Annotated in this window: 9 protein-coding genes; 1 reads left to right on the top strand and 8 read right to left on the bottom strand. The window is 61.8% G+C overall.

Annotation, left to right across the window (positions count from 1 at the left end):
* Positions 1 to 243: 243 nt before the first annotated feature.
* From mobB to AAAX59_RS01585, 5 genes are all read right to left on the bottom strand, one after another.
* A complete protein-coding gene (gene mobB / locus AAAX59_RS01605) occupies positions 244 to 1,548 on the bottom strand; it encodes a molybdopterin-guanine dinucleotide biosynthesis protein B (protein WP_349070215.1) in 1,305 nt (434 codons plus the stop codon).
* 4 nt (positions 1,549 to 1,552) lie between these two features.
* Complete coding sequence (gene moaA, locus AAAX59_RS01600) at positions 1,553 to 2,608, bottom strand: GTP 3',8-cyclase MoaA (protein WP_349070214.1); 1,056 nt, start codon at positions 2,606 to 2,608, stop codon at positions 1,553 to 1,555.
* Positions 2,609 to 2,841: 233 nt separating this feature from the next.
* Complete coding sequence (locus tag AAAX59_RS01595) at positions 2,842 to 3,879, bottom strand: hypothetical protein (RefSeq protein WP_349070212.1); 1,038 nt, start codon at positions 3,877 to 3,879, stop codon at positions 2,842 to 2,844.
* Between the two features lie 213 nt (positions 3,880 to 4,092).
* The gene (locus AAAX59_RS01590) at positions 4,093 to 5,991 is read right to left on the bottom strand and encodes an ABC transporter ATP-binding protein (protein WP_349070211.1); all 1,899 of its coding nucleotides are present in this window, start codon (positions 5,989 to 5,991) and stop codon (positions 4,093 to 4,095) included.
* Entirely contained in the window at positions 5,984 to 7,804 is a 1,821-nt protein-coding gene (locus AAAX59_RS01585; RefSeq protein ID WP_349070210.1) for an ABC transporter ATP-binding protein, read from the bottom strand. The genes AAAX59_RS01590 and AAAX59_RS01585 overlap by 8 nt, the downstream gene beginning before the upstream one ends.
* A gap of 260 nt (positions 7,805 to 8,064) precedes the next feature.
* Here AAAX59_RS01585 and AAAX59_RS01580 point away from each other — a divergent pair, with 260 nt between their 5' ends.
* Entirely contained in the window at positions 8,065 to 9,411 is a 1,347-nt protein-coding gene (locus tag AAAX59_RS01580; protein WP_349070208.1) for an MATE family efflux transporter, read from the top strand.
* 86 nt (positions 9,412 to 9,497) lie between these two features.
* Here the strand turns inward: AAAX59_RS01580 and AAAX59_RS01575 are convergent, their stop codons facing one another.
* The 3 genes from AAAX59_RS01575 to AAAX59_RS01565 form a co-directional block, all read right to left on the bottom strand.
* A complete protein-coding gene (locus AAAX59_RS01575) occupies positions 9,498 to 9,677 on the bottom strand; it encodes a hypothetical protein (RefSeq protein ID WP_118270446.1) in 180 nt (59 codons plus the stop codon).
* A complete protein-coding gene (gene ligA / locus AAAX59_RS01570) occupies positions 9,677 to 11,905 on the bottom strand; it encodes an NAD-dependent DNA ligase LigA (RefSeq protein WP_349070207.1) in 2,229 nt (742 codons plus the stop codon). Before ligA ends, AAAX59_RS01575 begins: the two co-directional genes overlap by 1 nt.
* 448 nt (positions 11,906 to 12,353) lie before the next feature.
* Positions 12,354 to 13,814: a trypsin-like peptidase domain-containing protein gene (locus AAAX59_RS01565; RefSeq protein WP_349070206.1), complete on the bottom strand. Its 1,461-nt coding sequence runs from the start codon at positions 13,812 to 13,814 to the stop codon at positions 12,354 to 12,356.
* Positions 13,815 to 13,999 lie beyond the last annotated feature (185 nt).

Below are 13,999 nucleotides of genomic sequence, written 5' to 3'. Positions count from 1 at the left end.
GAATACGGGCCGCGGGCATTGACCGCCGACCATCGACTCAATCTTTCTGTATGCAACGTTAAGGACGCATCGGGCCCCTTCTCTCCGTTTTTGCCAGCACGAACTACTTGGTAGATTTTAAGGCATGTCCCAAACATCTACCAAAGCAAAAACCACCACAAAGGTGCCTGTCCCCTTTGTGGTGGAAATGACGTTTGCCCAGATAAAACCTGCCAAAATAAACCTGTCCCTTTTTGGCAGGTTTTAGGCGAGATAGTCTTGGATAAGATCACAGATGGCTCGGGCGTCGTTGATGTTGATGGCTCGGGTCGCGAAGCCGGCGTCGAAGGCTTGGCGTGCCAGGGCCTCGTTGCAGGCAAGGGCCAGCGTGCGGCCGTCGACCAGGTCGAGCGAGCTCTTGCCGCGCAGGCGATCGACGCCAAAGCGCGCGACCACGATATTGTCGAAGCCCTCGGTCTTGTAGCCCTCGATGATCACCACGTCGACGTCGTTGTAGCGCGACAGCAGCTCGCGCGCGGGCATCTCGTCCTCCTCGCGCGTGTCGGCATACTCCGCCCAGCGCGTGGCGCAAATGAGGCCCACGTGCTTGGAGCCCGCCTGGTGATGGCGCCAGGTATCCTTGGCAGGCACGTCGATATCAAAGCCGTGGTGTCCATGATGCTTGAGCGAGCCGACGCGCAGGCCACGGCGGGTAAGCTCGGCGATGACCTTCTCGACAAGTGTGGTCTTGCCCGAGTTCTGGTAGCCGATGAACGCGATCGCTGGGACGGCCGGGGTGGGAGCTGGGGGCACGGCCGGGGCGGATGCTCTCGCGGGCGCGGCGCCGTCAGCAGCGGCGGCCTCGGCAGCAGCAGCTTGACGCTCCGCGCGATCCCATACGCCCGAGCGGCCACCCTCTTTGTGCAGCAGACGCACATGGACGATCTCCATGCCGCGGTCGACTGCCTTGCACATGTCGTAGATGGTCAAGCATGCGGCACTCGCGCCGGTCAGCGCTTCCATCTCGATGCCCGTCTTGCCCGTCACGCCCGCCGTGACCAGCACGTGAAAGCCGACCTGCCCGTCCGAACGCGCCGGCGCCCAGCCCTCGGGCGTCTCGTCGGCCGGCGTTCCCGCCGGAGCGATGGGTTCGATATCGCACTTGCTTTTGGTGATGAGCAGCGGATGGCACATGGGGATGATGTCGCTCGTGCGCTTGATGGCCATAATGCCCGCCACGCGCGCGCAGGCAAGCACATCGCCCTTCTTGGCGCGGTCCTGCAGCACCATAGCCTGCGTCTCGGGATGCATGAGGATGGTGCCCTCGGCGATGGCGATGCGGTGCGTCTCGGCCTTGTCGGATACGTCGACCATGCGCACCTCGCCCTTGGCGTTTACATGCGTCAGCTCATCGCGGCGCGCGTCGCGGGCGGGCTCGGCGGCAGCGTCGGTGGTCGCCGTTGCGGCTTGCTCGGACGTAGTGTCTTTGCTGGCTGCCGCGGCTTTATGGGCAGACATCGCGGCCCTGCGAGCGGCCTTGGTGGCATCGGCGTACCTGCTCTTGGCCATATGATCATCCTCCGATTTGGGACATAAATCGTTGCGTGCCCTCAATTATCGCGTGTTCCTGCGGTTTGTGGGCCACGGCATCGCGCCAAATCGAAAGTACCTGCATATCATCACCACGGCGCAGCGCCTCGCGCACCGAATACTCGGCATCGCTGAACAGGCAAGGACGCACGCTGCCGTCGGCCGTCAGGCGCAGACGGTTGCAGCTCGCGCAAAAATGGTTGGACATGGCGCTAATGAAGCCGACCGTGCCCGCCGCGCCCGGAAAGCGCCAGTAGCGCGCGGGACCGGCACCGGCAGGAGCGTCGTTGATGTCGAGCGGCTCAAGCTCGCCCAGGCCAGCCGCAGCGGCCCCGGCATTAATGCGCGCCCGCAGCTCGTCACTCGGCACGGTATCGCTCGCGTCCCACAGCTCGGGATTGAGCGTGGGCGCATGAGGATCCACGGCGCAATGCGAGCTCGTGTGCTCATCGCCGATGGGCATGTATTCGATAAAGCGCAGGTGAATGGGGCGGTCGACCGTGAGCCGCGCGAGGGCCGCCACATCCTGGTTGAGCCGGCGGACCACCACGCAGTTGACCTTAACCGGCTCAAAGCCCCAGGTTAGCGCCGCATCGATGCCGGCCATGGTTTGCTCGAGCCGGCCCAGACGCGTGATCTTTCCAAAGAGCGCGGGGTCGAGCGTGTCGAGCGAAATGTTGACGCGGTCGAGCCCGGCGTCTTTGAGCTGCGGCGCCAGCTTGGGCAGCAGGGCACCGTTGGTGGTGAGCGAGATGTCCTCGATCTGCGGGATCGCGCGGATATCGCGGATGAGCGGGATAATGCGGCGGCTGACCAGCGGCTCGCCACCCGTCAGGCGTACGCGACGAATGCCCTCCCCCGCCACCAGACGCACAAAACGGGCGATTTCCTCAGCGCTGAGTAGCTCGTCGTGTGCGCGCGGAGCTACGCCGTCGGCAGGCATGCAATAGATGCAGCGGAAATTGCACTTGTCAGTAACGGCAATGCGCAGGTAGTTGATATCGCGGCCAAAACCGTCATGTTGCGTGCGCTCGTCCACGCAATCCTCCCCTCGCGCAGGCCATTATTCTTCAGGGAATATAGTACCGCACACGGGAACCGGGTCGACACGCGTACGACAGGACAGGCCATTCGAGCAAGATGGACTTCCCGAGCCCATCCTCAGCATTCAAACCGTCCCAACATTCGATACTTTTCCCGATATTGGCAAAAAACGTCGAATGTTGGGACGGTTTAGGTGTTCGCAGAGCTCGAAAGACGAGCTAGACACCCCTAGAGGCCGCCGTTCCAGTGCCGAATCACGAATTCCCGCAGGTCATTCTGCCGTTTCTGGAACGCCTCGCTTCGGTCGCACTTGAGGCCCATAGCGAGCGCGATGGCGTTCATCGCCCGATGCAATTGCAGCCGGTTGGCAAACTGAGTCCCGGTGAGGACGATCATCCTAAAGCCCAGCGCGCTCAGCACGGTCATACGCTCCGCGTCCGATGCACTGCGCTGTTTATCGAGATGGTCCGAGCCGTTGTATTCGACACCCGTATCGCTCGCAGGTGCATATACATCAATCTCGAAATACCCGGCCTTAGCGAGATATTTGAACTCGTTGGGGACATCGACCCGATGGTTGAGCTCGACCCTGGTATACCCGAGCCCTCCCTGGGAACGTTTCGCGACGACCATGATTGCGGTGGCAGTCTCCATGGGCGACCGCGCGCCATCGTGCACGCGTTTGAGCACGGCAGTCGCACGTGTAGCCCCCTGACGAGATCGGTTCTCATCGCAATAGGCGACCAAGTCGGCAACGGTATACCTCTGCCCCATCTCGATATAATCGCCTGTCGCCAGATGATTCAAATGGTATCGGGCGCAGATTTCATACCCATATTCCAGCTGTTCGGGTTCACTCATCCACGAACCCGCCTGTACGAAGCACATGGCCTCATCAACCACCAGAAGGCCTTCTGCTACCTCGATAAGATGATCCGAGGGTATGGGCGCCCCAAACACATGGCGTCGGAGACCCGCCGGCCGAGAGCGTTCAAAATCGAAGCTGACCAGCGTGTCGATACGATCGAGCTCCTCATGCGGAATGCCAAGTGAGACCAGGTAGTCGGTAACGATCCCGACCGCCGCAGATATTCTCAGCCCCTTGGCATCGAGTCCCAATTTGGGCAGGCCCGCAGTCGGCTCCGCTTCGCCGGCAATCGAGTCCTCATCGTATAGACTGCTTGCTCGCGAGAGCGGCTCGGACGGTCGCGCCACGTTGTGGTACAGCCAGGCAGTCTTATGGGACAGGACGATCGGCAGGTCCATGAGCCCTCCAATGGGTCGGATAACCAACCTTATTCCCCTGCTCGCGGATTCGCACACCTTCGCATGCAAGTTAGCGATTCCACCTGATCGGATGACAGAAAAACCGTCCCAGCATTCGATGCTTTTTCTCAAAATCGAGAAAAACGTCGAATGTTGGGACGGTTTGAAGCGGGGTGAGGAGCATGGAGAGCCAAAGCACCGTGCTCAAACGGGTTAATCCAGCTCCTTTAAGCCATGCGCCAACTGCCAGTACTCGCCGTGTTGGGCTAGGAGCTCCTCGTGGGTGCCGCGTTCGATGATGCGACCGTGCTCGAGGACCATGATCGCGTCGGCGTCGCGGACGGTGGACAGGCGGTGCGCGATCATAAACGTGGTGCGGCCGCGCATGATGCGGTCCATGCCGCGCTCGATGAGCTTTTCGGTGCGCGTGTCGATGGAGCTTGTGGCCTCGTCCAGGATGAGTACCGGCGGATCGGCAACGGCCACGCGCGCGATGGCGAGCAGCTGGCGCTGGCCCTGCGACAGGTTGGCACCGTCGGCCGTGACCGGCGTGTCGTAGCCTTGCGGCAGGCGGCGAATAAACGAGTCGGCGCAGGCGGCCTCGGCGGCGGCGCGCACTTCCTCGTCGGTCGCGTCGAGCTTGCCAAAGCGAATGTTCTGCGCAATGGTGCCGCTAAACAGGTGCGTATCCTGCAGCACAATGCCGAGCGACCCGCGCAGGCTAGCCTTGGCGATGTGCTTGACGTCGATGCCGTCGTACGTGATCTCGCCGTCATCGACCTCGTAGAAGCGGTTGATGAGGTTAGTGATGGTCGTCTTTCCGGCGCCCGTCGAGCCCACAAACGCGATCTTTTGCCCCGGCTTGGCAAACAGGTTGAGGTCCGTGAGCACACGGGTGCCCGGCACGTAGGAAAAGTCCACGGCATGGAAGCGCACGTCGCCGGCAAGCGGGACCAAGCCGCACGTGAGCTCGGTACCGTCGGCAGCCACCGCGCGGCCCGACCCATCAACGGCAGCCACATCATGCAGGTGCCCGTACGAGCCCACGCCCTGGCCCTCGGGAATCTTCCACGCCCACGCGGCATCGCCCGTCTGCACCAGCTCCACGCAGCCCTCGTCAACCTCGGGCTTAAGATCCATGGCAGCAAACAGGCGCTCGGCACCGGCCAACGCGTTGAGCAAGAAGTTGCCCAGCTGCGTGAACTGGTTGATGGGCATGGCAGCCTGGCGTACAAAGACCAGGTAACTTGCAAGCGCGCCCACGTCGACGAGCCCCTTGATGCAGAGTATGCCGCCTGCCACCGCAACGATCGCATAATTGACGTAGCCAATCACGACGGTCATGGGCACCATGGAGTTGGCATAGCTCACAGCGGCGGTGCCGGTGCGGCGAAGCTCGTCGTTGCGGCAGGTGAAACCGGCGACATTCGCCGCCTCGTGATTAAAGACCTTGATGACCTTTTGGCCCGAGACCATCTCTTCGATATATCCGTCCAGGTCGCCAAGCGATGCCTGCTGGGCGGCAAAGAAGCGCTTAGAGCGCGCGCCCGAGTAGCGCGCATACAGCACAATGGCCGCATCGCACACGAGCGTGATAATCGTGAGCTGCCAGTTAAGGATGATGAGCATGGCCGTGGTGCCCACAACCTGAATGGCGGCCTGAATCACGTTGGCAAAGCTGTTGTTGAGCGCCTCGGAGACGGTGTCAACGTCGTTGGTGAAAAAGCTCATGATGTCGCCCGAGCGCGTGCTGTCAAAATAACTGAGCGGCAGCGTCTGGATGTGCGCGAACAGGTCGCGGCGAATATCGGACACCACGCGTTGGGCCGCGCGCACCATGATCTGTGAGTAGCCCAGGGCCGAGAGCACGCCCGCGGCGTAGATGATCGCCGTCAGGATGACCTGTTTGGCGAGCAGTTCCTCCCCGCCCGTGGCCAAACCGTTAACGATGGGGCGCACCATGTAGGTGCCGGCGAGGCTCGCGATGGCGGCGACGGAGGCGAGCACGCCCACCGCGAGCAACGAGAACTTGGCATGCCCCATGTAGGAGAGCAGGCGGCGCACCGTGCGCTTGAGGTCGGCCGGGCGTGCTTGGGCTGCGGTCTTAGGCATGGCGCTCACCCCCTTCCAAGGGCGATCCGCTGGGAACGGAGGAAAACGGATCATTCGCGCAGCCATCGTCGCTGGCGTCCGCGTTCCCCGTAAACTCCATCTGCGAGGCGTAAATCTCCTGGTAGATGTTGTCATCCGCCAGCAGTTCCTCGTGCGTGCCCACGCCGTGGACACGACCGTCGTCCAACACCACAATGCGATCGGCATCCATGACGCTCGCGATGCGCTGGGCGATGATGAGCACGGTCGTATCGGGAATCTGCGCGATGTGCTCGCGAATCTTAGCGTCGGTCGCCATATCGACCGCGCTGGTGGAGTCATCAAAAATGAGCACGCGCGGATGCTTGAGCAGCGTGCGCGCGATGCACAGGCGTTGCTTCTGGCCACCCGAAACACCGGCGCCGCCTTGGCCCAACTCGCCGTCCAACCCGCCGATGCGATCAAGGAACTCGTCCACGCACGCCGCGCGGCAAGCCGCGAGGAGCTCATCGTCCGACGCCTGCGGATTGCCCCACTGCAGGTTCTCGCGCACGGTGCCCGTGAACAGCACATTCTTTTGCAACACAATGCCCACGGCATCGCGTAGGGTCGCGAGGTCGTAGTCGCTCACATCGTGTCCGCCCACAAGCACGGCGCCCTCGGTGGCGTCGTACAAGCGCGCAATCAGCTGCACAAGCGAGCTCTTGCCCGAGCCCGTGCCGCCGAGGATGCCCACCGTCGAGCCGCTCTCGATGCGAAGGTCGATATGCTCGAGCACATCCTCGGCTGCATCCGCGCGGTATTTAAAGGAAACGTCGCGAAACTCGATACTGCCGTCCGCTGGCTCCGCAGTCGCGAGGTCTCCCGCAGGGTTGGCGATAAAGGGCTCCTCATCGAGCACCTCTGCGATACGGCCCACACTCGTGAGAGCGCGCGTGAGCAGCAAAAACACGTTGGAAATCATCATGAGCGAGTTCATAATCAGCAGCACGTAGCTCATAAAGCCCGTGAGCGAGCCCACGCCCAAGCGGCCTTCGATGATCATGCGGCCGCCAATCCACAAGATCGAGAGCGCAGCCACGTACATCGAGAGTTGGAACACCGGCAGGTTGAGCACAGCGGTGCCAAAGGTCTTGGTCGCCGTGCCAGCGAGCTCGGTATTGACGGTGTCGAACTTGTCGCACTCGTGCTCGGCGCGCACGTAAGCCTTCACGGCGCGCACGGCGGTAAGGTCCTCTTGCACCACGCCGTTGAGGTGGTCCATCGAGGTCTGGAGTTGGCGGTAGAGCGGGCTCACGCGCACGGTAATGATACCGAGCACGATGGCGAGCATCGGCAGAATGACGGCAAAGACCGCCGCGAGCTCGCGCGAGAGCACAAAAGCGTAGACGAGGCCCATGACCAGATTTACCGGCCCGCGCACCATGGGGCGGAAGCCGTTACCTACGGCGTTTTGAATCACGGTGATGTCGGTGGTCATGCGAGTGACAAGCGAGCTGGCGTCGTAGTTGTCCAGATTGCCAAAAGCGAGCGTCTGGATCTTGCGATACTCGGCCTCGCGCAGGTTAGCGCCCAGCCCCGAGGCAACGCGGGCGGACGTGCGTGCATAACCCAAGCCAAGTACCAGCGAACATGCGGCGCATACCAGCATATACGTGCCCTGCAACAGCATGTAGTTGATGTCGCCCGCGGGCACGCCCACATCGATGATATTTGCCATGATGACCGGGATAAACAGCTCGAGCGCCGTCTCGGCAGTCACAAAGAACACGCCGAGCATGGCGTCGCGGCGGTATGCCCCCAGATAGGAAAACAAAATCTTGAGATTGCGCACGCAGGTTCATCCCCCATCAAACGTTGTTCGCAAACCCACGTATTATGGCGCGCCGTGCGGCGGTGTCAAGTGTTCCGAAATCGATTTCTGCAAGGCTAGTGCAGGCGCTAAGCTCGCAAGGTGCATCTCTGTATTCAATTGGAAATGAACGCGAGCGCGACTTTTTTCGCCCCGCTGCCAACATAAACCTTGACTCAACAATCGTTGTAGGGTTTTCACTACACTGGTAGCAAAACGAACCCAGCCAGAAAGCCCCGCCCATGGAACACGACCTCACACGCGGCAATGTCCTCAAGACCATCGCGGTCTTTACCCTGCCCTATATGCTCTCGTACTTTTTACAGATGCTCTACGGCATGGCCGACCTGTACATGATGGGGCAGTTTAGCGGCGCCGCCGGCATCACCGCCGTGGGCAATGGCGCGCAGACGCTCTATATCATTACCGTAACGCTCGTGGGCCTGGCCATGGGAACGACAGTTATCGTCGGCCACGCCGTGGGTTCGCGTCGGTTTGACCGCGCCGAGACCGCCATCGGCAACACCATCACGCTCTTTATGGGTGTCTCGGTGGTGCTGGCCGCTATCTTGCTCGCACTGTGCCCGCAGATCGTGGCGCTCATTGGCACGCCGGCCGAGGCGGTCGAAGGAACCGCCGCCTACCTGCGTATCTGCTTTATGGGCATTCCCTTTATCGCCGCGTACAACATCCTCTCGGCCATCTTTCGCGGCCTAGGCGATTCGCGCTCGCCCATGTACGTGATTGGCGTGGCATGCATCATCAACATCGCGCTCGACTTTCTGTTTATCGGCCACATGGGGCTCGGCCCCGTAGGCGCGGCGCTCGGTACGGTGACCGCGCAGACGGCCAGCGTTGCCCTCGCGCTCGTGTGGCTCAAGAGCCGCCGTACGCACATTCACCTCAAACGCAGCGACCTGCGCCCCCAGCCCGAGGTGCTCGGCAGCATTCTTAAAATCGGCGTGCCCGTGGCTGTGCAGGACGGCTGCATCCAGGTGGCGTTTATGTTTATCACCGTCATCGCCAACCACCGCGGCCTGGTTGATGCCGCCGCCGTGGGCTTGGTCGAGAAGATGATCAGCTTTTTGTTTATCGTGCCGAGTTCCATGGGCGCTACCGTCAGCGCGCTCACGGCGCAAAACGCCGGCGCGGGCAAGGGCGACCGCGCGCGTCAGGTGCTCAAGGATGCCATGACCATCTCGGTGGTGTACGGTTGCCTAATCACGGTGCTGATGTGGCTGGTGGCACCGGCGTTTATCGGCTTTTTTGCCAAGGACCCCGCGGTGGTCGCCGCCGGTACTGGCTATATGCACAGTTATATTTTCGACGCGATTTTTGCCGGCATCCACATTTGCTTTAGCGGCTTTTTCGCTGCATACGGCAAGAGCTACATCGGCTTTGCGCACAACGTGCTGGCCGTGGCGCTCATTCGCGTGCCCGGCGCATGGCTGCTGTCGAATGCCTATTCCGACACGCTGTTTCCCATGGGCATCGCCTCGCCGTGCGGATCGATTCTGTCGGCGGTCATCTGCGTGATTGCATTTACCATGCTCAACCGCCGTGGGGCTTTTGACAAACTGGTAGCGTAGCGGGGCGACGCAAAATCGCCCTGATCGACGACATCATCAGCGACGACCCAGCAACCTACGTGACGCAGATCACGGTGCCGGTCTCTCTAGGCTAGACCGAGCCTCGCCTCTAACTCGGTCAACGCCTCAAAGGCATCGCGAGATGCACCCGCCGCGCGCTCGCGCTCGGCAACGCAAATTCGCATCATTAAGCGCTCTTTTGCCTGCACTTGGGAATGCCTCGCGCGCCCTTCCGCCTGCGAGCAATTGCGATTCTCGATATCCATTACGCCTCCGGCACCTCACCGGTCGCCAGGATCTGCTCGAGTGCGTCCTCATCCAGCACGGGCACGCCCAGCTGCTCGGCCTTGGTGAGCTTGGAGCCCGCTTTGGGGCCGGCGACCAGATAGCTCGTCTTCTTTGACACACTGCCCGAAACCTTGGCGCCGAGCACCTTGAGCGCCGCGCCCGCCTCGTCGCGCGTACGGTTGACGAGCGTGCCGGTGAGCACGAAGGTCAGACCCGCGAGTGGCTGTGCGTCGGCGAGCTCGCCTGCCACGCCGGCATCGGCTGCGGCTTGCGCGTGTGCGGCACCCAGGTCGACCTCGAGCGACAGGCCCGCCTGACGCAGGCGCTCCAGCACGGCAAGGTTTTCGGGCACGGCCAGGAACTGCTTGACGCTCGCCGCAATCTTGGGACCGATGCCCTCGCACTCGGCGATGTCCTCTTCGCTCGCCAAGATGAGCTTGTCAATCGACAGGAATCGCTCGGCAATGACCTCGCCCACGCTCTTACCTACGTGGCGGATGCCCAGGGCAAACAGCACGCGGCCGAGCGGCTGACTCTTGGACTTGTTGAGCTCGGCGATGATTTTCTCGGCCGTCTTGAGACCCACCGGAATGGGATCGCCCTTCTTGACGCCCTTTTTGCTGTTGGAGCTGGCATAGGTGCGCCCCGTGTCCAGGCCTGCGATGTCGTCGACCGTGAGCTGGTAGAAGTCCGCGACATCGTGGATCAGGCCGGCGGCGATCATCTTGTCGACGATCTCGTCGCCCAGGCCGTCGACGTCCATGCAGCCGCGGCTCACCCAGTGGAGCAGGCGCTCCTTGAGCTGCGCGGGGCAGTCGATGGACACGCAGCGGTAGGCCACCTCGCCATCCTCGTGGACCACGGGGCTGCCGCACACGGGGCAGACCTCGGGCATGTGCCAGTCGACCGAATCGGCCGGGCGCTTGTCGAGGACCGGGCCCACGACCTCCGGGATTACGTCGCCTGCCTTGTGCACGATGATGGTATCGCCCTCGCGCACGTTTTTGCGACGGATCTCGTCGATGTTATGCAGCGTGGCGCGCGCGATGGTGGAGCCGGCGACCGTCACCGGGTCGAACTCGGCGACCGGTGTGAGCACACCGGTGCGGCCCACCTGGATGCGAATTTCGCGCAGGACGGTCTGCTTTTCCTCGGGCGGGAACTTAAAGGCAATGGCCCAGCGCGGCGCGCGGGCGGTAAAGCCCAGGTCGAGCTGCTGCTGAAAGCTATCGACCTTTACGACCACGCCGTCGATGTCGTAATCGAGGTCACCGCGGTGCTCGAGCGCCTGGGCGCAGAACTCGTGGACCTCGGCCGGCGTGGCGCAACGTGCCACGTTGGGGTTGACGCTAAAGCCGGCACTGCGCAGCCAATCGAGGAACTCGCGCTGGCTGTGGACGTGCAGCGGGTCGGTATCGGCGATGGCATAGATAAAGGTGGCCAGGTCGCGGCGCGCCGTGACCTTGGGATCCTTTTGGCGCAGGCTGCCGGCGGCGGCGTTGCGCGGGTTGGCGAAGGGGTCGCGGCCCTCGGCATCGGCCTCTTCATTCAGACGAACAAAGCTGCCCTTGGGCATATAGACCTCGCCGCGCACCTCAATGGTGCGCTCGCGGTCGGCACCCATGTGGACAAGCGCCGGCTCGGACAGGTGCATGGGAACATCCTTGATGGTGCGCACGTTGAGCGACACGTCCTCGCCCGTGGTGCCATCGCCGCGTGTAGCTGCACGTACGAAGGTGCCGTTTTGGTAGGTAAGGGCCACGCCCAGGCCGTCGATCTTGAGCTCGCAGGTATAGGTGACGCTACCGGCGCCGAGCGCATCCTCGGTGCGTTGGAGCCACGCGTCGAGCTCGTCCACGTCCATGGCATCGTCCATGGAATACATGCGTGCCATGTGCGTTACCGGCGTAAACTGCTCGCTCACGTAGCCGCCCACGCGCTGGGTATAGCTGTCGGGCGTCACCAGGTCGGGATAGGCCGCCTCGAGCTCCTGCAGCTCAACGAGCATTTTGTCGAAGGCGGCGTCCGTGATCTCGGGTGCATCGAGCATGTAGTAGCGATAGGCGTGGTAATCGAGCTCGTGGCGCAGCTCGGCCGCGCGCGCTGCCGCCTGGGCATGGGCGTCGGTCGGTGTAGCGGTATCCGTGCTCGCGGGCGTTTCGGTATCGATGTCCACGCCGTCACCAAACAGGCTCGATTGCTCCATAGCGGCACTCCTTCGCTCGATTTCAAACGGATACTAGAGTACCACCGGTCACGATGGGGCCGAATAACCCTTTCGAACCGCACCGAATCGGCAGCCGCCAGACTGGGGTGGACAGTTAGTTCAGATACGTATAAATCCTAGAACTGAATCAGGCACGAACACCTCTGTTTCGACTAATTTTGACTCCTCGAGACCATGTAAACGTCCCACTCTCCCTTCCAAACACCCATCCGAGCCCCATCCCAATCAATAATTGCTCAAAACGCATCCCAAGCTGCCCCAGATTTATACGTATCTGAACTAACTGTCCAGACCATTACGAACCAGGCCTCTTGCCAGCCACAAGTGATCCGTTTTCCTCCGTCCCCAACGGATCAATAAGAAAAGAGGAGCTGTCCCGTGCATGGCGGGACAGCCCCTCTGGCATCAGTATGTGCGAAATGGCTCGTTAGTAGCCTTGGCCGTAGCCTTGACCCTGGCCCTGCTGGCCCAGCAGCTCCTCCAGGTACTGGCGCAGCTGCTCGTCGGTAATACCGCCGTTGCCGGTGTCGGTCGAACTGTCGTCCTGCTGCTGGTTCTGCAACTCCTCATCGGAGCCCAGCTCGACGGTGACCTTCTTCTCTTCCTTGCCGCGCATGAGCGTGATCTCGACCTTCTCGCCCACCTCGTGGCTGCGCAGCGCGATGATCAGGCCATCGGCGCTCGTAATCTCGTCGTCGCCCAGCTTGGTAATGACATCGCCCTCTTGGATGCCGGCCTTGGCGGCGGGACCGTCCTCGGCGACGCTCTCCACGTACGCACCACTATCGGTGCTCAGCTTGTTGGTGCGAGCGTTAAGCGCATTGACGCTCGAAAGCGTAGCGCCCATGTACGGATGCACCGGTGTCTTGCCGTCGATAATCTGGTCGGCAATGTTCTTGGCGTAGTTAACCGGAATGGCAAAGCCCACGCCCGAGCTGGAGCCCGAATAGCTCTCGATAAGCGAGTTGATACCCACGAGCTCGCCGTTGTCGTTGACGAGCGCGCCACCGGAATTGCCCGGGTTGATGGCGGCATCGGTCTGGATCATGTTGGCGTAGATAGTGTTACCGCTGGTAGAGCTCATGGCCGTGGAGCGATACAGCGCCGACACAATGCCCGTGGAGACAGACTGCTCGTTGCCGAACGGCGAGCCGATTGCCATAACCCACTCGCCAACGTTGAGCTTGGAGGAGTCGCCGATCTCAATCGGCGTGAGCTTGGAGGCGTCGGCGTCCTTGAGCTTGATGACGGCCAGGTCGCTCGAGGCGTCGTTGCCCACGAACTCGGCCTCATAGGTGGTGCCGTCGTCCATGGTCACCACGTACTGGTCGTAACCATCGACCACGTGGTTGTTGGTGAGGATGTGGCCCTCGGTATCGAGCACAACGCCCGAACCGACGCTGCCCGAGCTGTCCGACTCGTCGGCAGACTGCGAAAGCGAGCCATTCTGGCTGCCGCTCGAAGTGGCAGTAATGGAAACCACGGAGGGCAATGCCTTGGCAGAAACGGCCTCGGCCAGCGTGGTGTCCTCGGAGTCGATCGTAATCTTTTGCGTCGACGAACCCGAAGCACCCGCCGTCACGGCATTCTTGCCGCCACCGATATTGAGCGTACCGCTCATAATGAGCGCAATGACCAGCAGGGCGCCGCAGGCACAGCCGGCGAGTGCCGTAATAAAAATCGGCAGCTTTTTGGTCTTGGTCTTGACCACTGTGTGCTTGTTCACGACCTGCGCACCGCCCAGCGGCTTGCCGGTCTGCGTGTCGTAGGCCTGCACGTAGGGAATGTTGCTACCGGCAGGCGTCGACTCCACCTGCACGCGCGGCTGCTGCTGGGTCTCGCCGGCGTTGCCCGCATCCTGGGGACGCTGGGAATCGTACTCGCTCATGGCTGCGATCCTTTCGTCAAATAACCAAAGGCCCGCCAAACATATGGCGGGCCATCATTGTTCACGTTGAGTTGTACCCCAATATGCGGGCGCAAGTGTATGAGAACGCAATCTTTTAGGAAGGCTTAAGTTCTGTTGCAGGCCCGAAAGGAACCCGCACCTGCGTCAATACCACCACGAAGGTG

This window comes from Collinsella sp. CLA-ER-H2, from assembly GCF_040092405.1.
GTDB lineage: Bacteria > Actinomycetota > Coriobacteriia > Coriobacteriales > Coriobacteriaceae > Collinsella.
This window is presented reverse-complemented; position numbering and strand designations above follow the sequence as displayed.

Coding starts and splice junctions, on each gene's coding strand:
- mobB (WP_349070215.1), bottom strand. CDS start 1,548: ATGGCCAAGAGCAGGTACGCCGATGCCACCAAGGCCGCTCGCAGGGCC.
- AAAX59_RS01595 (WP_349070212.1), bottom strand. CDS start 3,879: ATGGACCTGCCGATCGTCCTGTCCCATAAGACTGCCTGGCTGTACCAC.
- AAAX59_RS01590 (WP_349070211.1), bottom strand. CDS start 5,991: ATGCCTAAGACCGCAGCCCAAGCACGCCCGGCCGACCTCAAGCGCACG.
- AAAX59_RS01580 (WP_349070208.1), top strand. CDS start 8,065: ATGGAACACGACCTCACACGCGGCAATGTCCTCAAGACCATCGCGGTC.
- AAAX59_RS01575 (WP_118270446.1), bottom strand. CDS start 9,677: ATGGATATCGAGAATCGCAATTGCTCGCAGGCGGAAGGGCGCGCGAGG.
- ligA (WP_349070207.1), bottom strand. CDS start 11,905: ATGGAGCAATCGAGCCTGTTTGGTGACGGCGTGGACATCGATACCGAA.
- AAAX59_RS01565 (WP_349070206.1), bottom strand. CDS start 13,814: ATGAGCGAGTACGATTCCCAGCGTCCCCAGGATGCGGGCAACGCCGGC.